This window comes from Providencia rustigianii (assembly GCF_900637755.1).
In the GTDB taxonomy this organism is placed as follows: Bacteria; Pseudomonadota; Gammaproteobacteria; order Enterobacterales; family Enterobacteriaceae; genus Providencia; species Providencia rustigianii.
In genome coordinates this window covers 2,886,620-2,908,307 of the sequence record NZ_LR134396.1, presented here as the reverse complement: position 1 = coordinate 2,908,307, position 21,688 = coordinate 2,886,620, and the positions used below count along the sequence as shown (strand labels likewise).

The following is a 21,688-nucleotide window of genomic DNA, read 5'->3' as shown; positions in this document are numbered from 1 at the left end:
TAATTAGTTATACTAATTTCATTTCTATGATGAACCACTCATTTGAACATGACAACCCTCAATTCAGAGGATGTTAAATAATCTCACATTAAATTATTATCACTTTTCTGCATAACATCGGACAGGAAAAAGTGGCATCATTAGGCTATATTGCTCCCAAACAGCCCCAAGAATAAAGGTATTTTTAATATATGACATACGCACTCGAGTTATCGCAGCTGACCAAAACCTATGCGGGTGGCGTGAAAGCTTTGCGAGGAATTGATTTAAGCGTTGAAGATGGTGATTTTTATGCCTTACTGGGTCCAAATGGCGCAGGCAAATCAACCACAATCGGTATTATTAGCTCGTTAGTGAATAAAACCAGTGGCTCAGTGAAAGTCTTTGGCTATGACCTAGATAAACAAGTGGTACAAGCTAAAACACAACTGGGATTGGTACCACAAGAATTTAACTTTAACCCGTTTGAAACGGTATTGCAGATTGTTTTAAACCAAGCTGGTTATTACGGTGTGCCGAGAAATATTGCTAACCAACGTGCTGAGCAATATCTCACGCAGTTAGATTTATGGGAAAAACGCGATGAGCGTGCTCGTAATCTTTCTGGCGGTATGAAACGCCGCTTAATGATTGCTCGGGCGCTGATGCATCAGCCAAAATTGTTGATCCTTGATGAACCTACCGCAGGGGTGGATATTGAATTACGTCGTTCAATGTGGACGTTCTTACAGAAACTAAATGCCCAAGGCACAACGATTATTTTAACCACTCACTATTTGGAAGAGGCAGAAATGCTGTGCCGTAATATCGGTATTATCCAGCATGGTGAACTGGTGGAAAATACCAGTATGAAGCACTTATTAAGCCAATTAGAGTCAGAGACCTTTATCTTTGACCTTATGCCCAAAAGCCCGCTCCCAAATTTAGTGGGCTATGCATCTCGGCTTGTCGATACCTCGACCCTTGAAGTGGATGTGAAACGAGAGCAGGGGCTTAATGGGGTATTTAGTCAATTGAGTGACCAAGGGATCCAAATTTTGAGTATGCGCAATAAGGCTAATCGCCTTGAAGAGTTATTTGTGAGCTTGGTGAAAAAAGAGAGCCAAGAAGCTCAAGTGAGGGGCGAATAATGTTTTCACTGTATTGGGTTGCATTAAAAACTATCTGGATTAAAGAAGTAACCCGTTTTGGGCGTATCTGGGTACAAACACTATTACCACCCGTGATTACCATGTCACTTTATTTTGTGATTTTCGGGAATTTAATTGGTTCGCGAATTGGTGAGATGGGTGGCGTAGACTATATGCAGTTTATTGTTCCTGGCCTAATCATGATGGCGGTGATCACTAACTCTTATTCTAACGTTTGCTCGTCATTCTTTGGTTCTAAATTCCAAAAGAATATTGAGGAGTTGTTAGTCGCACCAGTACCGACCCATGTGATTATTGCAGGGTTTGTGGGCGGTGGAGTTGCCCGTGGTATTTTAGTTGGCTTTTTAGTCACGGTTGTCTCATTGTTCTTTATTCCACTACAAGTGCATTCATGGTCAATGGTCGTGATTACTTTGCTGTTAACTGCAATTGTATTTTCCCTTGCAGGGTTACTGAACGCTATCTTTGCTAAGACGTTTGATGATATTAGTATCGTTCCGACTTTCGTATTAACGCCGCTAACTTATTTGGGTGGGGTATTCTATTCGTTATCTTTATTACCACCATTCTGGCAGGCGGTTTCTAAGCTTAATCCAATCGTCTATATGATCAGTGGCTTTAGATATGGATTTTTAGGTATTGCTGATGTTTCTATCGTAATAACCCTTAGTGTATTGATGGTGTTTTTAATCGCCTTTTATTTATTAACTTGGTATTTAATAGAACAAGGGCGAGGATTAAGAAGTTAGTATAATTACTTTTAAATTAATTTAAGTAATTATACTGAAAATAAATAAGACCACTCTTAAAAGTTGATTTTAAACTTATTAAAGAGTGGTTTTTTTATTGATAAATAAATGGCAATGATTTTATTATTTCTATTGTTATTATTTTATATAAGTATATGTACTCATTTTAAAAATCGACTTTTATTATATCAATCTATTGATAAATAAAAATAAATTGATTTGTTGCAATAAGTCGTTACACATCAAAATATAATATAAAATTTAAGTTTACAAACAATGTTATCGTTAACAAATTATTATTTTCTCTATTTTTGGTTTTTTATTCTACTCTAATTGCGAGTTATTGGTTTTTCTCTATATATAAAACCAATTTAATCCGAATATACAATTGCAATGAGTAATATGGATAAACAACAAAAAGGTTTATATACTGAATGCATATTGAATACATATCGCACATTTAATTCATCATTCTTTATATTATTCACTGTGTAGGTATTTAAATTTTAAAAATCCATTAAAGGGGTCTGTTATGACTTTAAAGAAAACTTTATTAGTTGCTTCTATTTTTGCAGCATCTTTTGCTAGTGCAGCAATTGCGGCTACGGGTTCTGGTAACACAACAGGTACAATCCATTTTAAAGGTCAATTTATTGATACTACCTGTACTGTTGATACTAATAATGAAAATAAAAGTGAAGGTACTGTTCAATTAGGAACTTGGATCACAGGAACATTTACTGCGGCTGGTGAAACTACCGATGCAGTTCCATTTACCATTGGCTTAAGCAAGTGCCCTTCAATTATTAATAAGGCTCGCGTTTATTTTAACGGTACTGCTGATGCGACACCGGCTCTCTATAAAGTTGATGTAGCAAAAGGGGTTGGTATCGGTATTTCTGGTGAGACCGCTAAGGGTAATTACTATACGCCTGGTACAGAAGCGAAAAGTATTGATTTAACGGGCGACTCAGGTTCACAAACCTATTACGCACGATATGTGACAACCGCAGATGCTGTAACGCCAGGGGCCGCAAATGCAAACGTTACGGTAACGATTGAATATAACCAATAACGATAAAGTGAGGGGAAATAAACATCCCCTCTGTTTCTATTTTTATGGGAAATTTAGGTTCTATGAGAAATATTGTGAATAAAACGCTGATTATTTTCTCTCTTTTTTATTTCATCGCAATCAACGCGAATGCCAGTGTTGTGCTAGGGGGAACAAGGGTAATTTATGAAGGGGATAAAAAGGAAGCATCCATCACTGTTAGAAATGATGAAACCAGTGCTTTTCTAGTGCAATCTTGGGTTGATAACTTTGATGGTAGCAATCAAAGTAAGCCCCCTTTTACCGTTACACCCCCCCTATTTAGAATTGAACCAGAATCTGCGAATGCAATACGAATTGTACTTACCGATCCTCGGCTGCCTGCGGATAGAGAATCCGTATATTGGTTGAATGTTAAATCAATCCCGCCATCAGATCCTAATGCAACCAACAGCTTAACTATCTCAATTAATAACAAAATAAAACTTATTTATCGTCCGAGTGCATTACCGTCATCGGAAGCAACGGATGCTTATGAAAAACTGAGTTTTGAAAAACAAGGTTCACTTTTAAAAGCCAAAAATCCGACACCATATTATGTTTCTTTCGGCAAATTAGTTGTCGATAGCAAGGAGTTTGATAATCCGGGAATGGTACCTCCGATGGGGGAAGCCTCATGGAATATATCCGGTATGCAAGCGGGTAAAGTGACTTGGAACTCAGTGAATGACTATGGCTCGATGACTAAATCAAAAACTCAGCCATTAAAATAATCAATGGAAGATGACCCATTATGCGTCCCATTAAGAAAAAACTAAAATTATATCAACCCACTCATAGAGTCGAAGTGTGTGCGTATAATGGGGTGCTTAACTTCCAACTGAAAAAGATAGTCAACGCTGTAGCCACCGTTTTAATGACGGGCATCGGTCTTAACCCGGCGATTGCCGCCGATTATTTTAATCCAAACTCATTAAGTATTGTTGAAGGGCAAAATATTGCTCAACTGCAAGATTTAGAACAATTTTCTAAACCGGGTGGACAGATTGCTGGTGACTATAGGGTCGATGTTATTCTCAATGGTAACTCTATTGAAACAAAAGAAATTAAGTTTATTGAGGATAAGGAAAATAACCAATTAATTCCTGTTTTAACGAAACAAGAGTTAGCGGATTGGGGCGTCAAAGTCGATGATATTCCTGCCTTGCGTTCGTTATCATCCACGCAAGAAATTGGTGCACTTAGTCAATATATTCCTGATGCCAAGTCAACATTGGATCTGCCCCAGCAGCAACTGATTATTTCCATCCCTCAAATTGCGATGAATCAAGAGGCATCAGATGCAATTCCAATGAGCCAATGGGAAAACGGTGTTCCAGCATTGGTGATGAATTACTATTACAGTGGTTCAAATAATTGGAGCCAAAATGGTGGGACCGATACTAATTCTCAATATGTAAATTTACGCAGCGGTTTAAATGTTGGCCCATGGCGATTAAAAAACTATTCAACCTATACAAGTAACTCAGACCAACAAAGCTGGCAAAGTATTGAAACTAGCTTAGAGCGTGGAATTAATAGCCTAAAATCACAATTAATATTGGGGGATACATCAACCCCGAGCGAAATTTTTGATGGTATCCAATTTCGCGGTATTCAATTACAAAGCGATGAATCGATGTTACCTAACTCAATGAAAGGCTTTGCGCCAGTTGTTCGAGGTATTGCTCAAAGTAATGCAGAGGTAACAGTTAAACAAAATGATTATGTGATTTATCAGTCTTATGTCTCTCCCGGTGCTTTTGAAATTGATAATCTTAACTCGATAGGCAGTGGCGGTGACTTAACCGTTACCATTAAAGAAGCTGATGGTTCTGAGCGCTCCTATATTGTGCCGTTTTCATCGGTTGCCATTATGCAGCGAGAAGGGCAATTTAAATATTCATTAACGGGCGGGAAATTTAAATCTACAGATAAAGGGCATGAACCTAATTTCATCCAAAGTACCCTTATTTATGGCTTACCTAAAGGTATTACGGGATATGTGGGCACAATCCTATCTGAAAATTATCAATCTTATGCGCTCGGTGTGGGAATTAATTTAGGGGCTTTAGGCGCATTATCCACGGATGTAACTCAAGCAAGCACTAAAAATTTAAGAGGCAAATATGATTCGAGTACAGGGGAATCATATCGTTTTCAATATACAAAAAATATGATGGCAACGGGAACCTCTGTCACACTGGCAAACTATCGCTATTCAACCGAAGGCTATTACACGTTTACGGAAGCGAATAGTAATATTAATCAGCTATATCGTGATAATAAAAAAAATCGTTTTCAAATAACCCTGAGTCAGTCATTGAAAGAGTTGGGAAGCCTTTATTTTTCAGTATATCAGCAAGATTATTGGAATCGTTCTGGCTCCGAACGTACCATGAGCACGGGTTATAATAATAACTTGGCGGGTATGACATATAGCATCAATTACAACTATTCAATGAGTCCGTATAACCAAAAGGCGGATAACCAATTCTCTATTTCACTCTCGATTCCATTAGGCGATAAAAAGAACTCCGCATCACTGAATACCAGTATGACTACCGATAATAGCGGGTATACGGACGCGATGATTGGCGCTAGCGGTAGCCTACTTGAAGATAATAATCTGAACTATACGGTTCAGCAGTCATATGGGAATAAAGGCGCTAAAGCGAGTGGGAATGCATCGGCATCTTATCGAGGTAGCTTTGGTATCGCCAATGTGGGTTACGGTTATGATAAAGATAATCAACGGGTTAATTACGGCTTAACGGGAGCTATTGTTGCCCATCCCTATGGTGTGACATTAGCTCAACCAATCTATGACTCATTCGCTATTATTCGTGCGCCGGGTGCTGATGGCGTTAAAGTCGCGAATCGTACTGGTGTTTTAACCGATTCCCGTGGTTATGCCATTGTTCCATATCTAAATGCCTATTCGAAAAATGAAATTGCTCTAGATATTGATACATTGCCAGACAATGTGGAATTAAAAACCAACTCCAAAACAGTGGTTCCCACCAGAGGTGCGGCAATTCTTGCTAACTATGAAACCCATGTGGGATATCGTTTATTGTTCAGTGTGACTCATAATGGCAAGCCTGTTCCATTTGGTGCAATGGCACAACTAATAGGCAGTAACGATAAGGCATTGAGTACTGCAATAGCGAATGAAAATGGTGACATTTACTTGAGCGGAATGCCAGAACGTGGGCGTATTCAAGTGAAGTGGGGGAAAGCAGAACAAGACCAATGTATTGCTGATTATCAGCTCATGCCAGAGCATTTAAACCAACATTTGCCTATTTTATCCGTGGACTGTCGTTAATTATCAATAAGGCTATATAGATGAATATAAAGAAAATAATTACCACTATAAGTCTTATGCTGTGTTCTATTGACGCACTAAGCGCTGAAACATTTCGCGTTAACTTAGGGGAGTTAAAAGTCGATAACGCTGCGCATAAATTGCCTCAAACAGCGATCCTCGGAAACGGCTGGAAGACATTTGATCCCAGCTCAAATAATGAATTATGTACGGCTAGTCATGCCGGTGATTTTACATTTTTACCGCAAACGAGCGCCCAAACATCGGGGATATCATTCAAAGACAGTTCAGGGGAATATCCAATCTTTAAAACCAATATCGAAGGTATTGGCTATGTTATGGGAATTAGGCAGCAAGGAACGAGTCGCTGGTATCCGGTAACGGGGAATAATAGCCCAATTAATGGCAAAGAAGCGTCTTCGGGATTACGGCTTGAAGCTCGTATGCTATATGTGAAAACGTCGGCGGGAAGTATTGAACATAAAGAAAATGAATCTATTCAATTTCAGCCGGTGGTAGTCCAGTGCATGGGAAATCTAGATTGGCATAATGTGGTTGGGGAAATACAGCCGATACCAACATTAGTGAAATGGGCTCAACGTACCTGCGAAATAAAAAATGCGAATCAAAATGTTAATTTAGGTGTTCATAATTTAGCGGATATACGAGCGTTACAAGTCGGGCAAACATTCGGGTATGCCCAGCAGTCAATTACGATTGATTGCCCTAGCCAATTATCTGTTTTTTATGGTATTGCTGATAATTTACATCTGGCAAATATCGATTCAAATATTATTTATTTAGAGAATAATAAGGAAGATCCTGGATTCGCGGTACAAATATTTGAATCGGGAAATTCCACAGCATTAAGGCTAGGTGGTGATAGAAGCCTATCAACCAGCCATTTATATTCATTGGTGAATACTGCGAGGTCAACGCAGATTATTACTAAAACCTTTGATTTTAAATATATAAAAACCTCAAACGATGTAAAAGCGACTGAGGGAAATGCACAGGTGACAGTCACCTTAGTATACAAATAAAGCGGGCGTATAAATAATGAATCGTTTATTTGTGTTGTTGATGATTTTTGTGTTGCCCAGTTTATCATTGTGCAGCTTTGCCTCTGTCAGCATAGGCACGGTTAAAGTTAATTTTTCCGGTTCCATTAGAGGTACATCTTGTAAAATTGTTACTAATAACCTCAATGTTGATTTAGGCGTTTGGCTTACTTATGGTAAACCTAAAAACAGCACCACTGAGTGGGAAGAATTTGATTTAGAGTTTAATTGTACTTCGGGCAGCCAAGTTGTCGGAAAATTACAAGGTGTAACCGCGAGTGATGGGCGCTCGTTTGCCATTGATTCAGGTAATGGTGCCGCGACAGGAATGGCAATTCAAATTGAAGCCTATTCCAATAATCGCTGGGAATTGAAAAAAAATAATGATGTCACTGTATTATTGAATTCAACGGCAACAACCAATGGATCGAACAAAGTTAAATTTAGAGCTAACTACAAAATATTAAGTGATAGCGTCACGGCAGGAAATGCCAATGCCACAATAACGTTTGTCGTAGAAAATAACTAAGGAATAGAAATGAAATCAAATAAAGCTGTCTATACCTATTTAATTTCTATTTTTATGTTATTTTTTTCATCAAACTCAATGAGTTATGATGCTGTTTTTAATGTTTCTGGGCGAGTTCAAGCAGGAACGTGTTCAATAAAATCAAGTAAAAATCAAGATGTTAGGCTGGGAGATCACTCTATAAACTCAAGTTTTGGAATGTCTAAGGGCTCAAAGACTCGCGCTGTAAGATGGTCATTAGAGTTTGATTGTGCACAAGATGTAGGTATTGAGGCGGTTGCTAATGGTTTTGGTGGACTTGGTAGCTCTGTATTGTCAATATCAGGTAATGATGCAGCAAAAGGTATTGGGGTAGAAACTTATTTTTGGATGAGTAACTATGCTAGCTATCCGCTTAGGCTTGGTCTTACATCAACTCTAGTACCAAAAGGAAAAGAAGGTATTAAAGTGGTTAATTTTGATTCGTATTACATACAAACAGAGGATAAAGTTACCCCAGGATCGGCTAATGCAGTGCTAAGTTTAGATGTTAAATACAATTGATGTTGGCGAAAAATACCCCAATAATTGAGTTAACTTATTGAGGCTATCCTAAATATAAAATTAAGCCACCTGAACAGGAACCGCTTTGGCAATCCGGCTCATGGTATTATTCGCATCAAAGTAAGCAACTTTAGGCTTATGCTGACGTGCTTCTTCTTCGGTTAAATGCCCATAAGTGCAGATAATCAGTTTATCTCCCACCGCTGCGCGGCGAGCCGCAGCGCCATTAACGGATATAATTTTAGAACCTCTTTCACCTGCAATAGCATAGGTCGAGAAACGTTCACCATTATCCACATTATAAATATCGATAGCTTCATATTCTAAAATGCCAACAGCATCTAAGAAATCTTGGTCGATAGCGCAAGAGCCTTCGTAGTGAAGATCAGCTTGGGTGACAGTTGCACGGTGGAGTTTTCCTAATAACATTTTTCTTTGCATTTATTCTTCCTCATTCAAGCCACAGCGTTGTTGGCTGCGTAGTCACATACTTATGTATGCTCCTAGGGTCGCGTTTACTTGCCGCCTAGCTGTGACATAAATGAGTTTGAATAAATTTTAGATGATTCAAACTTAAATCTAGGCGAAAGTATTTTGTCATTAAGCGATATCGAGCGGTAACTCGACTTGCAGATTGTCGATTAAACGCGTTTGACCTAACCATGCCGCCATTAAAATGACAGCGCGACGGCTGGAAACTGTTAATTCACCAAGGTTATCTGCATCTCGAATAAATAGCGCATCAGGAGTAAATCCTGCTTGACGTAAAGACTCTTCCATTTCATCAACTAACCCGGTTGCTGATGCAGGCGACTCCGCGAGTTTTTCACCCGCTTTTTGCATAATACTGAATAACTGTGGCGCGATTTTTAATTCACTTACAGACAGATTATTGTTACGAGAGCTAAGTGCTAGACCATTTTTAGCTCGTACAATCGGTACGCCAATAATTTGAATATCAAAAGAAAGATCGGTGACTAACTTTCGAATAACCTTGAGTTGTTGGAAATCTTTTTCACCGAATAACGCAATATCAGGCTGAACTAAATTAAAAAGCTTCGTTAGAACAGTTGCGACACCACGGAAATGTCCCGGACGACTTGCACCTTCTAACATGGTGGAGAGCTCTGGCACTTCAACGAAGGTTTGGTTTTCCATGCCAGCAGGATAAAATTCAGTGGCAGAAGGGGCAAAAATTAAATCCACATGACGGCTTTTTAGTTTTTCACAATCTTCTTGTAATGTACGCGGGTAGTTAGCCAAATCTGATGGTCGATCAAATTGCATTGGATTCACAAAAATAGAGGCAATCACGATATCCGCTTGCTGTTTAGCTTGGTCAATCAGAGTCAGGTGCCCATCATGTAAATTACCCATGGTAGGAACAAGAGCAATGCGCTTACCTTCTTGCTTCCAGCGGCGAATTTCGCGGCGCAGGATCGGCGAGGTTTCAACGATTAGCATACTTTTCATCCTTATCATTATTTTTATAGCGAATTAAGAAAATGAGTGGGACTCATTCGGATAAATGCCTTGCTCAACTTCTTGAATATATAGGCGAATTGCATCATGAATATTGCCAGCTTCTAAGAGGAAGTTTTTAGCAAATTTAGGTGGCTTAGCGGTAATACCCAGCGCATCATGCATGACTAAAATTTGCCCATCCGTACCATTACCTGCACCAATACCGATAACCGGCAACAGTAATTCTTCAGTAACTTGATTGGCTAATGAGGTCGGAACACATTCGAGAACCAATAGCTGGATCCCTGCATTTTCAAGGGCGATAGCGTCTTTTACTAATTGGTTGGCTGAGACTTCATCGCGACCCTGGACTTTATAGCCGCCGAGCACGTTAACGGCTTGTGGGGTTAATCCGAGATGGCCACATACAGGAACAGAGCGCTCACACAACATTTTGACGGTATCACATAGCCAACTGCCACCTTCAATCTTGACCATATTAGCCCCAGCTTGCATTAATATAGCGGCATTTATACAAGCTTGCTCTGGGGTGGCGTAACTCATAAATGGCATATCGGCGATAACAAATGCATCTGGTGCACCTTTGCGAACACAACGAGTATGGTAAGCAATTTGTTCAACGGTGACAGGAAGGGTGCTGGACTCCCCTTGAATGGTCATGCCGAGGGAATCACCGACTAACATAACTTGAATACCTTGCTCTGCAAAAAGCTGAGCAAAACTGGCATCATAGGCAGTCATGGTCGCAAATTTGTATTTATCTTGTTTGTATTGGCGTAAATCAGCGAGAGTAATGGGTTTCATCAGAATAACCTCCGGAAATGATTTCGCTTATGACCATACCTTGAATGAGATTATTCATTTTAGGTATTTATTCCCAAAATGTTAGGCCATTGCGAGGGACATGATTGAGCCTGTCTGAAAGTAATTCACCGTCAGGAAAAATCAGGGAAGGGGTAATATCACTGAGCGGGTATAGCATAAATTCCCGCTCTTTTAATCCATAATGTGGGACCGTTAAGCGTTCAGTGCTGATCACTCGATTGCCAAATAACATAATATCGAGATCTAGGGTTCTCGGTCCCCAACGTTCGTCTTTACGGACTCGACCTAATTCTAACTCAATTTTTTGAGTATGATTCAGTAGCTCTTCAGGTTCAAGGTCGGTTTCAAGCAGGACAGCCATATTAAGATAATCTGGCTGATCCTGTGGTCCCAAAGGTTTTGTTCGATAGATGGAGGACGTCGCCGCAATTCGACTTTGCGGGATGGCATCTAAGGCTGCAATGGCTTGCTGAGCTTGTTTTAGTGGCTCACCTAGGTTGCTACCAATCGCAATATATACTTGCTCCATTTATCACTCTCTCTACGATGACTTATTTGGCTTTTTATTACCTGACGGCGCTGAACGATTTGGACGATGGCGACGACGGGTTGGAGCCGAGCCTAATTCAGAGATCATTTCACGCTGTTTTTGCGCATTAGCTTGTTGGAAATCGGCCCACCAGAGGGAGAGTTCCTCTAACTCATTACGATGTTCAACATTCGCTCTTAGCTCTAATAAATCAAAAGCAGCACGGAATTTCGGGTGCTCCATTAATTTATTGGCTCGACGACCTTGGCGACGTGGTAAGCGCAATTGCAACATCCAAATATCACGCATGGTGGTGGTAATACGTTTTGGTATTGCAATGGAACGGCACTGTTCATCCAGTACATCATTCATAGCCAGTGCAAAGGCATCATAATAAGCAAGCCCACCTTCTTGGGTTAACTTCTCAGCATGCTCAGTGACGGGATACCATAACATGGCCGCAAATAAAAATGCAGGGTTAACTCGCTTATCATTTTTGAGTCTAAAGTCAGTGTTTTTTAGTACTTGCTCAATGATTTTTTCCATTGGCGAGTCATTATTCTCCGTGAAGCGGTCAGCGATCACTGGGAATAGTTGCTCAAACAGATGGTACTGTCTCAGCATTTTATAGGTGGAATAACCATAGCCTGACTGAAGCAGTTTCAATGACTCTTCAAATAAGCGGGCAGAAGGAATTTCACCTAGCAATGGTGCTAAACGAGGGATTGGCTCTGCGGTATTTGGCTCAATACGCATATTGAGTTTACAGGCAAAACGTACTGCTCGTATCATTCGAACGGGATCTTCGCGATAACGCGTTTCAGGATCACCAATCAGACGGATCACGCCATCTTTTAAATCTTGTAGCCCATTGACGTAATCACGTACGGAAAAATCATCAATATTGTAATACAGGCTATTGACTGTGAAATCACGACGAATCGCATCATCTTCGATAGAACCGAAAATATTATCTCTAAGCAGCATGCCGTTTTGGGCTTGAGATGACAGATTTTTATCGTCAACTTCTTGGTCATGATGACCGCGGAAGGTCGCTACTTCAATGATTTCAGGGCCAAACATGATGTGCGCAAGGCGGAATCTACGCCCCACCAATCGGCAGTTGCGGAATAACTTGCGGATCTGCTCAGGGGTTGCATTGGTCGTGATATCAAAATCTTTTGGCTTCAGACCTAGTAGTAAGTCACGGACACCACCACCCACTAGATAGGCTTCATAACCGTTTTTATTCAGGCGATAGAGTACTTTCAGTGCATTATCACTGATGTCATCGCGTGAAATCGGATGTTCTGAGCGTGGGATAACGGTGATATGTTCTTTTGTCGTCATTGGCGATCGCTTCTGTGTTTGAGCATCGGCACGCTTAGGATGACGAACCGTATTTTTCATTTGCTTAGTGTTATGCCTGCCGTTTTCAGCCGCAGCAGAATGAGTGACTTGCCTTTTACCGGCTGCCTGAGAATCTCGCGTAACACGTTTTGGCACCGAATCCTGCTCTGAGGTCGATGCTTGTTCATTGCGCGATAAAATATTGCGGCAGAAATTTGCTACTCGGTTAAAAATAGTACACCTCGATGTCATTACATATATTCATTAAACAAAATAAGCGGCTAATCATAGCTCACTGAAGTTTCTTTGAGAATGGTTAAACGAATAAAAGTCACGCCTAATTATTTTTTATATTAATAAAACTTGCAAATATTATGTATGCAGAGGCTTTGGCTAGGGGATTAATCCGACGAGGTAAGCTGGAATATTACGAAAATGCGGTTTGTTACACGAAGGAATTTAAGGGTTTTTTGGGGTGAATTCCTACAACGGCGCAGGGTTAATGCGCCGTTAGGGACTCCAAAAATAACACTTAGCCGGCCATCTGCTTTTCGCGGATTTCTGCTAATGTCTTACAGTCGATGCATAAATCAGCGGTTGGGCGAGCTTCCAAACGACGGATGCCAATTTCCACGCCACATGATTCGCAATAGCCAAAATCTTCATCTTCAACTTTTTTCAGCGTCTTTTCGATTTTCTTAATCAGTTTACGTTCGCGGTCGCGGTTACGTAATTCGAGGCTGAATTCTTCTTCCTGAGCCGCTCTATCAACTGGGTCTGGAAAGTTAGCTGCCTCATCTTGCATATGAGTAACCGTCCGGTCCACTTCATCTCTTAGTTGATTGCGCCATGCTTCGAGAATGAGCTTAAAATGCGCCAATTGGGCGTCGTTCATGTACTCTTCGCCAGCCTTCTCATGATAGGGTTCAACCCCGGCAATGGCTAGAATGCTTAAGGACGATGTCTTACGTTTTTGCCCTTCTTGCATAATGCTTCTCCTACACACGCAAATTTTACAAAAACCCCAAGGGGGAAAATTTAAGGTCGCTATAAATAGCAGAAGACTGCCGTCTTGGCAATCGTTCATGCAATGAGTTTTGTAATGCTGTGAGGGCAAGCGTGTTTATTCCCTTTTTAGCGCCCATAACTCGGTGACCTCGTTTAAATATCGACTAAATAGAAATTATTCAGTCTAGGTAAAGCTTATTGATTTCCCTATTTGCATTTTTTGTTCAGATATATCCACTTGATAACAAAAAACTTCAACGCCACTCTTAACTGCTTCATCTAATAGTGCTGCATATTTGGGATCAATATGCCGTGCTGCTGAAACTACGTGAATGCCACTATGTAAAATGACAAACATAAGTATGGCTCGTTTTCCTTCTTTAGCAATCTGAGTTAGCTCTCTAAGATGCTTTTGCCCTCTTTTTGTTTCAGTATCAGGGAAATACCCGTGATTGCCTTCCAGCAAAGTAACGGATTTTACCTCCATAAAACAATCAACCAATCCATTTTGAGTCAGAAAAAAATCTATTCGACTATTTTCCGCCCCGTATTTGACTTCAGGAGTCACATTATTGTAGTCAGATAATTCTGGAATATGTTTTTTTATCAATGCTTCTGCTATTAATTGGTTTGCTCGCAACGTATTGATACAAATCAGATGGTTATTTTTAGTCTGTGTTAATTCCCAGCTATGAGGGTATTTTCGCTTGGGATTGTCAGATGTTGAATACCATATCGTATCACCGGGGGTCGCACAGCCCGTCATTGCCCCCGTATTGGCACAGTGTATCGTCATTTCTTTTCCTTCAGATGTGACGACGTCCGCTAAAAAGCGCTTATAGCGCTTAATTAGAATCGCTGATTGTAATGGGGGGATAAATTCCATGTTCTCTCCGATAAATTGTTTTTATAGTCCATTCTTGTTTTTATAGTGAGTACAGTATTAATACGCATTATTTGTTAATGCTACAATGGTTAACTTTAAAAATTAAATATCCACGGAGTGATCCCTTTAGTGCTACCAATCTTAGAAGTAAGTGATGACTTACTTTCAGCATTAGCTGAAGCCCCCCAAGTTTTACTGCATGCGCCAACGGGTGCAGGTAAATCAACGGTATTACCTCTGGAGATTCTAAACAGCGGAATAATCCAAGGGCGTATTATTATGCTCGAACCCAGACGTATTGCGGCACGTACTGTTGCGACTCGTTTGGCTCAGCAGTTAGGGGAGCAAGTTGGCGAAACGATTGGTCTGCGTATGCGTTCAGAAAGCAAAGTGAGCAAACAGACACGCTTAGAAGTGGTGACTGAGGGGGTGCTAACGCGTTTGCTTCAAAATGACCCCATGCTTGAAGGGATTGGTCTGGTTATTTTGGATGAATTTCATGAGCGTAATCTGCAAGCAGATTTGGGGCTCGCACTATTGCTCGACGCTCAGCAGGCATTGAGGGACGACATAAAAATTTTGTTAATGTCAGCAACGTTGGATGACCACGGACTTAATCGATTATTTCCTGATGCCCCGGTCATCCGCTCTGAGGGTCGAGCTTTTCCAGTACAACGTGAATATAAGCCAATCAGCCCGAATAAGCCGTTTCATCAGGAAGTTGCTAGCGCAGTTTGGCAATTAATGCAGCAGCAAAGTGGCTCGCTATTACTCTTTTTGCCTGGAGTAGGGGAAATAGAAAGGACGCGTACGGAGCTGGCAAGGTTAGTGAGTGAGGACATACTTTTATGTCCGCTATACGGCGCTTTATCTATTCAAGCTCAACAGCAAGCTATTTTACCTGCGCCGGAGGGGAAACGTAAAATTGTACTCGCGACTAATATTGCGGAAACCAGTTTAACTATCGAAGGTATACGCTTGGTCGTGGACAGTGGTTTTGAGCGAGTAGGCCAATTTAACCCACGTTCGGGGCTAACTAAATTAGTAAAAAAGCGGATAAGCCAAGCTTCCATGACTCAGCGTGCCGGACGTGCTGGACGCTTAGAAGCCGGTGCTTGTTGGCACTTATTTAGTTCAGAACAAGCGGAGCGTGCGGCTCAATTCAGTGATGCAGAAATCAATAATAGTGATTTAAGTGGGTTATGGCTGGCATTACTGCAATGGGGATGCCATGAGGTTTCTCAATTACAGTGGTTAGATATACCGCCAGAAGCCTCTCTGTCCGCAGCTAAAAGTTTATTATTTAAACTGGGTGTGACCGATTTACACGGTAAATTAACGCCTATGGGCGTTAAGATGGCAGGAACGGGCAGTTCTGTACGTACCGCCACTATGCTATATCACGCTCAGCAAACCAATAATAAGCAAGTTATTCAGTTAGCGTCTTTATTAGTGGCGATTATTGAAGAGCCACCACGTGGTGGCGAAACCGATCTTCACTATCATCTCGAGCATCCTACAGAAAGCTGGTGTAAGCGAGCTTCAACTCTGAGTGGAGATAAAGTCACCAGCGCTACAGCTAAAACCTCTGCAATGATTAGTGAGTGGTTACCAACATTATTAGCTGCTGGCTTTCCGGACTTGATTGCAAAGACTCGAGATAACCAAACTCGCTACCAATTAGCGAGTGGGTTAGGCGCATCGTTAAATGAAAATGACCGCCTGATGGGGAGCTCATGGTTGATGCTTGCCGCACTTTGGCAGTCTGAATCCTCGGTAGATGCACGGATTTCATTAGCCTATCCCATTGAGATTGACAAATTACAGCAGGATTGCCCCCAACTATTTAGTACCCAAGAAACCGTTGAATGGGATGAGCAGCGAGGCAGTTTATTGGCATGGCGTCGCTTGCAGTGTGGGCAATTGGTTGTGAAATCTCAGAGATTAACCAATCCTGACCAGCAGGAAATTAAAAATGCGTTGGTTCACTGGTTACAACAAAATGGTCTACAACAGCTAAATTGGCAAGAAAATGCACTTCAATTACGCATTCGTTGTGAGTTAGCTAAGCGCTATTTTCCTGATATCACGCTGCCTGCGATGGATGATGATACTTTACTCGAAACATTAGATGAGTGGCTGGCACCTTACCTTGATAAAGTCACTAATAAGAAAAAATTACTCGAAATTGATTTAATGACTCTATTACTAAACCGATTTGATTGGCAGCAGAGGCAGTGGTTAGAAAGTCAGTTTCCTGTCACATATCATGCTCCATCTGGTAGTGAGGTAAGTATTCACTATGCACTGGATAAGCCCCCTGTAGTTGAAATTCGTTTACAGGAAATGTTTGGTGAAAAGGGCAACCCAACCATTGCCAATGGAAAAGTGACATTAACCCTATCTTTGCTCTCACCTGCAAGGCGGCCAATTCAAATTACTCAAGATCTTGGCGCATTTTGGCAAGGAAGTTATAAAGAGGTTCAAAAAGAGATGAAAGGGCGTTATCCCAAACATCCTTGGCCAGATGACCCGATAAACGCAGAGCCAACAAGACAAACAAAAAAAGCGATGATGAGTGCGAAATAACCTAATTTTGTGCTCTAATAACGGGCTGCAAAATAGGCAATGGGTAAATAAAGGCGAAGTAAGGAAGTGTAATTAAGCGCTTTCTACAGTGAAATTCTTTGAAATATGAGCCAAAATTAGCCTTGTAGTAGATATCTACATATGTTTAGTTAGATTTTAATGCCTATTTAGGTATAGGTGATATGGAGCGACCATGTCCGGTAAAGATTTAGAACCGATTGGTAGACGTAAAAAACGATCTGCTGAGAAAAACTCATCGTCATCACGCCGCCGTAGAAACCGCGATGATTATGACGATGATTTATATGATGATGAAGATATCGATGACGAATATCTCGATGACGAAGATGAAGAAGAGCAAATGACGACGAAAAGCTCAAAAAAGAATAAAAAACGTAAGAGTAAATGGCGCTGGTTCTGGCTACTTATCAAACTAATGCTGGTTCTAGCGGTGATCCTTGCGGCTTACGGTTTTTATTTAAACCAACAAATTAAAGAACGCCTTGACGGTAAGGTGTGGGATCTCCCAGCGGCAGTTTATGGGCGTATGGTCAATCTTGAACCCGGTATGGATTATAGCCAAGGGGAAATGAGTAACCTGCTCGAAGGAATGCAATACCGTAAAGTCAGCAAAATCACCACGTCAGGTGAGTTTGTGGTGAAAGGCAATACCATTGAAATTTTACGTCGTCCATTTAATTTCCCAGACCAAAAAGAGGGGCAAGTGCTTGCTCGTTTAGTCTTTGACAATGGCATGCTGAGTAAGATTGAAAACATTGAAAATGGTCGCTCATTTGGATTCTTCCGCTTAGATCCCAAGCTGATCACGATGATGCAATCAGCCAATAATGAGCAACGTTTAGTCTTGCCAATAGCGGATTTCCCAGAGTCTCTGGTGAAAATACTGCTAGAAACCGAAGATAGAAACTTTTATGAGCATGATGGCGTTAGCTTATATTCTATCGGTCGCGCAGTGGTTGCTAACGTCACCGCAGGGCGTTCAGTGCAAGGGGGAAGTACCTTAACCCAGCAGTTAGTGAAAAACTTATTTTTAACTAACGAACGGACACTGAAACGGAAAGCGACTGAAGCCTATATGGCGCTGATACTGGATTATAACTACAGTAAAGAACGCATTCTGGAGCTGTACCTTAACGAAGTTTATTTAGGTCAAAATGGTAATGATGAGATCCGCGGCTTCCCGTTAGCGAGTCTGTACTATTTTGGACGTCCGATTAATGAATTAAGTTTTGACCAGCAAGCACTGTTAGTGGGCATGGTTCAAGGGGCATCGACGTACAATCCATGGACTAAGCCACAAAATGCGATTAAACGTCGTAATATTGTGCTGAAAATTCTCGAAACTCGCGGTGTTATCGACAACGAAATGTATCAAGTTCTGAGTGCTAGACCGCTTGGTGTAAAAAACAAAGAAGGTTTAGTCGCTTCCCAGCCTGCTTTTATGCAGATGGTCAGATTAGAACTGAACGAGAAATTGGGCGATAAAGTTAACGAATTATCGGGAGCTAAAATTTTCACCACTCTCGACCCTGTAGCACAAACTGCGGCAGAAAATGCGGTGGAATCTGGGGTCGCTGATTTGCGTAAGTCACGTAAATTAGATGATATCGAAGGGGCTATGGTGGTGGTTGACCGTATCAATGGTGAGATCCGCGCCATGGTTGGCGGTTCAGATCCTCAATTCTCAGGTTTTAACCGTGCACTGAATGCTCGCCGTAGTATTGGCTCACTGGCAAAACCGCCAGTTTACCTTGCGGCGCTTAGTGAGCCCGATCGTTTCCGTTTAAATACATGGTTATCTGATGAACCGCTGACATTAAAAGTGGGAAATCAAACGTGGAGTCCAAGGAACTATAGCCGTAACTTTAACGGTCGAATGATGCTGGTGGATGCACTAGCAAAATCACAAAATATCCCAACCGTTAACTTAGGGATGGCGATTGGTCTCGATCAAGTGATGAATACCTTTATTCGCTTAGGAGCACCAGCGGGGGCGATGGAGAAAGTTCCAGCGATGCTATTGGGTGCAGTAAACTTAACGCCAGCAGAAGTGGCTCAGGTTTATCAAACCATAGGTGGGGAAGGTAACCGAGCTAAACTGTCCGCGCTGCGTTCTGTGATCGATGGTGAAGGTACTGAACTTTATCAAAGCTACCCATCCGCTGAACGTGCCGTTCCTGCACAAGCCGCTTACCTAACTTTATACGGTATGCAGCAAGTGGTTCAGCAAGGCACTGGGCGTGTATTACTGAATAAATATGGAAAATACAATCTGGCGGGTAAAACTGGGACCACGAACGATCTGCGTGATAGCTGGTATGCGGGAATCGATGGTAAAGAAGTTGCCATTGTTTGGGTTGGACGCGATAACAACGGTCCAACACAATTAACCGGATCAACAGGGGCATTAAGAGTTTATCAACGTTATTTAGATAACCAAGCCCCATTGACTCTGCTCAACCGTGCACCGGAAGGTATTACGGATATGCGTGTGATGATGGACGGTCAATTTAGCTGCTCAGACTTTGGTGGTGGCAGAATGTTGCCAGTGTGGACTGATGACCCGCAAAGCTTATGCCAAGGTTCAACATCACAAGATCCTGAATGGAATTTAAATGGGAATGGTGAGGCTCCGCAAGAGGATGGTGCAGCTCCTGACTGGGTGAAGGATATGTTCGGGGATTCTCCGTCATCCCCTTAATTCTCGTCATATTTCACGCTGTGGCTGTGTTGGTTTCACGCAGCCACTTGAGTCACATACTTATGTATGCTCCCCAAGATGTCTTTGTTCACCGCCTTGCCACAACATGAACTATTTAGAGAATTGCATTGTTCATGTTGTGTCTGCGTTGACTTAGTGTCATTGCTAGGGAATGTTATCCTGATAACTCCTCACTTGCCGCCTAGCTACAACGCACGGGATTTTGGAGAATATTGAGTCTGATTGAAAAAGAAAACCAGACCCAAAAATAGATAAAAAATAGGCGCCGTCTTTTGTAGATGGCGCCTATTTTTATGGGTGTGGTTTATTGCGGGGAATTATTCGGCTTTGATTTTTGCCAGTGCAATTTCTGCGGCATCGATGGTGCGTTGAATATCTTCATCGCTATGAGCGATTGACATAAAGCCCGCTTCAAATGCAGATGGTGCCAAGTAAACACCTTGCTCTAACATATAGTGGAAGAATTTTTTGAAGCGTTCGACATCGCACTTCATCACCTCTTGGTAGCAAGTGACTTCTTTGGCATCAGTGAAGAATAGACCAAACATACCGCCAACATGGTTGATAACCATTGGAACGCCTTGGTCTTTAGACACCCGCTCTAAACCACGAGCCAGTTTATCAGTGAGTTCTGTTAAGCGAGAATGAACGCCCGGTTGAGAAACTTCATTTAGACAGGCTAAACCAGCAGCCATGGCGACTGGGTTGCCGGATAAAGTCCCCGCTTGGTAAACAGGACCAATGGGTGCTAATTTTTCCATCACTTCGTAGCGACCACCAAATGCGCCGACTGGCATACCGCCACCGATAATCTTACCTAAGCAAGTCAAATCAGGTTGCACATCGTAATAATCTTGTGCGCCACCTAATGCAACACGAAAGCCCGTCATCACTTCATCGATGATCAGAAGGGCATTAAATTCGTCACACAGTGCGCGTAGGCCCGGCAAAAATTCAGCAGTTGGTGGCACGCAGTTCATATTGCCAGCAACCGGTTCAACAATCACACAAGCGACTTCTTCAGGATAGTTTTCGAATGCTTGGCGAACAGACGCTAAATCGTTATAAGTGCAAGTTAATGTGTGTTTAACAAAATCTTCAGGTACGCCCGGAGAGTTTGGTTCGCCCATGGTAAGTGCGCCAGAACCCGCTTTGACTAATAAGCAGTCTGCGTGGCCATGATAGCAACCTTCAAATTTGATAATTTTATCGCGACCGGTGTAGCCACGAGCAAGGCGGATAGCACTCATGGTTGCTTCAGTACCGGAGTTAACCATGCGTATCATATCGATAGATGGGACAAGCTCACATACCAGTTTTGCCATTTCAACTTCAGCGGCAGTTGGTGCACCAAAGCTTAAGCCTTTATTAACAGCTTTGATAACCGCATCACGGATAGCGGGATGATTGTGACCGAGTACCATTGGACCCCATGAGCCAACGTAATCAATGTAAGCTTTACCATCAACGTCAAAAATATAAGCACCGTCAGCGCGTTCGATAAATAACGGGGTGCCGCCAACACCATTAAATGCGCGAACAGGCGAGTTAACACCGCCTGGGATCAGCTGTTGAGCTTCATTATATAATTCTTCGGAATGGTGCATCGCAGGGCTCCTGAAAGAGGATAAATAAAAAGTTGGCACCATTCTAAAGCACAGAGGCAATTAAACCAATGCCATCAATCACAATGATGAATAGCAACTCTGTGCTCAATTGCATAACAACACTTGAACCAATGACTCAGGTGACGGATAATTGGAAAATTGATCTAAGTGGGCTTTAGCTTACCTATGAATTTACCGGTCACCGGTCT

The 21,688-nt window shown here is 41.7% G+C and carries 18 protein-coding genes; 10 read left to right on the top strand and 8 right to left on the bottom strand.

The window, feature by feature from the left end; genetic code table 11:
• The first annotated feature begins 191 nt into the window (after nt 1–191).
• The 8 genes from EL244_RS13345 to EL244_RS13310 all read left to right on the top strand — a co-directional run bounded on the left by EL244_RS13345 (nt 192) and on the right by EL244_RS13310 (nt 8,457).
• Nucleotides 192–1,130, top strand: a complete 939-nt coding sequence (locus EL244_RS13345) for an ABC transporter ATP-binding protein (protein WP_006815170.1) — start codon at nt 192–194, stop codon at nt 1,128–1,130.
• On the top strand, nt 1,130–1,900 hold the full coding sequence (locus tag EL244_RS13340) for an ABC transporter permease (RefSeq protein WP_006815169.1): 771 nt from the start codon (nt 1,130–1,132) through the stop codon (nt 1,898–1,900). The genes EL244_RS13345 and EL244_RS13340 overlap by 1 nt, the downstream gene beginning before the upstream one ends.
• Nucleotides 1,901–2,432: 532 nt before the next feature.
• Entirely contained in the window at nt 2,433–2,975 is a 543-nt protein-coding gene (locus EL244_RS13335) for a fimbrial protein (RefSeq protein WP_112837280.1), read from the top strand.
• Between the two features lie 62 nt (nt 2,976–3,037).
• Nucleotides 3,038–3,727, top strand: coding sequence for a fimbrial biogenesis chaperone (locus EL244_RS13330; RefSeq protein WP_039855450.1), 690 nt, complete (start codon nt 3,038–3,040; stop codon nt 3,725–3,727).
• A 20-nt stretch (nt 3,728–3,747) separates the two neighbouring features.
• Nucleotides 3,748–6,324, top strand: coding sequence for a fimbria/pilus outer membrane usher protein (locus EL244_RS13325; RefSeq protein ID WP_126461498.1), 2,577 nt, complete (start codon nt 3,748–3,750; stop codon nt 6,322–6,324).
• A gap of 20 nt (nt 6,325–6,344) precedes the next feature.
• Nucleotides 6,345–7,367: a fimbrial protein gene (locus tag EL244_RS13320; RefSeq protein ID WP_126461495.1), complete on the top strand. Its 1,023-nt coding sequence runs from the start codon at nt 6,345–6,347 to the stop codon at nt 7,365–7,367.
• A gap of 16 nt (nt 7,368–7,383) precedes the next feature.
• Nucleotides 7,384–7,914 (top strand): fimbrial protein, encoded by a 531-nt coding sequence (locus EL244_RS13315; protein WP_126461492.1) that lies wholly within the window; start codon nt 7,384–7,386, stop codon nt 7,912–7,914.
• A gap of 9 nt (nt 7,915–7,923) precedes the next feature.
• Nucleotides 7,924–8,457, top strand: coding sequence for a fimbrial protein (locus EL244_RS13310; protein ID WP_126461489.1), 534 nt, complete (start codon nt 7,924–7,926; stop codon nt 8,455–8,457).
• A gap of 60 nt (nt 8,458–8,517) precedes the next feature.
• On the opposite strand, the gene panD is transcribed toward EL244_RS13310, so the two are convergent.
• The 7 genes from panD to sfsA form a co-directional block, all read right to left on the bottom strand.
• A complete protein-coding gene (panD, locus tag EL244_RS13305; protein WP_006815162.1) occupies nt 8,518–8,898 on the bottom strand; it encodes an aspartate 1-decarboxylase in 381 nt (126 codons plus the stop codon).
• Between the two features lie 159 nt (nt 8,899–9,057).
• Nucleotides 9,058–9,921 (bottom strand): pantoate--beta-alanine ligase, encoded by an 864-nt coding sequence (gene panC / locus EL244_RS13300; protein WP_115164633.1) that lies wholly within the window; start codon nt 9,919–9,921, stop codon nt 9,058–9,060.
• Nucleotides 9,922–9,954: 33 nt separating this feature from the next.
• A complete protein-coding gene (gene panB / locus EL244_RS13295; protein WP_126461486.1) occupies nt 9,955–10,746 on the bottom strand; it encodes a 3-methyl-2-oxobutanoate hydroxymethyltransferase in 792 nt (263 codons plus the stop codon).
• Between the two features lie 67 nt (nt 10,747–10,813).
• Nucleotides 10,814–11,296 carry a 2-amino-4-hydroxy-6-hydroxymethyldihydropteridine diphosphokinase gene (gene folK, locus EL244_RS13290; RefSeq protein ID WP_006815159.1) on the bottom strand — a complete coding sequence of 161 codons (483 nt, stop codon included), beginning with the start codon at nt 11,294–11,296 and terminating at the stop codon, nt 10,814–10,816.
• 12 nt (nt 11,297–11,308) lie between these two features.
• Entirely contained in the window at nt 11,309–12,646 is a 1,338-nt protein-coding gene (gene pcnB, locus EL244_RS13285; RefSeq protein ID WP_211207514.1) for a polynucleotide adenylyltransferase PcnB, read from the bottom strand.
• A gap of 532 nt (nt 12,647–13,178) precedes the next feature.
• The gene (gene dksA, locus EL244_RS13280; protein WP_039855180.1) at nt 13,179–13,634 is read right to left on the bottom strand and encodes an RNA polymerase-binding protein DksA; all 456 of its coding nucleotides are present in this window, start codon (nt 13,632–13,634) and stop codon (nt 13,179–13,181) included.
• Between the two features lie 204 nt (nt 13,635–13,838).
• Nucleotides 13,839–14,540 carry a DNA/RNA nuclease SfsA gene (gene sfsA / locus EL244_RS13275; protein ID WP_126461480.1) on the bottom strand — a complete coding sequence of 234 codons (702 nt, stop codon included), beginning with the start codon at nt 14,538–14,540 and terminating at the stop codon, nt 13,839–13,841.
• A gap of 129 nt (nt 14,541–14,669) precedes the next feature.
• Here sfsA and hrpB point away from each other — a divergent pair, with 129 nt between their 5' ends.
• Both hrpB and mrcB read left to right on the top strand, forming a co-directional pair.
• Nucleotides 14,670–17,129: an ATP-dependent helicase HrpB gene (gene hrpB / locus EL244_RS13270; RefSeq protein WP_126461477.1), complete on the top strand. Its 2,460-nt coding sequence runs from the start codon at nt 14,670–14,672 to the stop codon at nt 17,127–17,129.
• 193 nt (nt 17,130–17,322) lie between these two features.
• A complete protein-coding gene (gene mrcB, locus EL244_RS13265; protein ID WP_126461474.1) occupies nt 17,323–19,851 on the top strand; it encodes a bifunctional glycosyl transferase/transpeptidase in 2,529 nt (842 codons plus the stop codon).
• A gap of 338 nt (nt 19,852–20,189) precedes the next feature.
• On the opposite strand, the gene hemL is transcribed toward mrcB, so the two are convergent.
• A complete protein-coding gene (hemL, locus tag EL244_RS13260) occupies nt 20,190–21,479 on the bottom strand; it encodes a glutamate-1-semialdehyde 2,1-aminomutase (RefSeq protein ID WP_126461471.1) in 1,290 nt (429 codons plus the stop codon).
• Between the last annotated feature and the right edge of the window lie 209 nt (nt 21,480–21,688).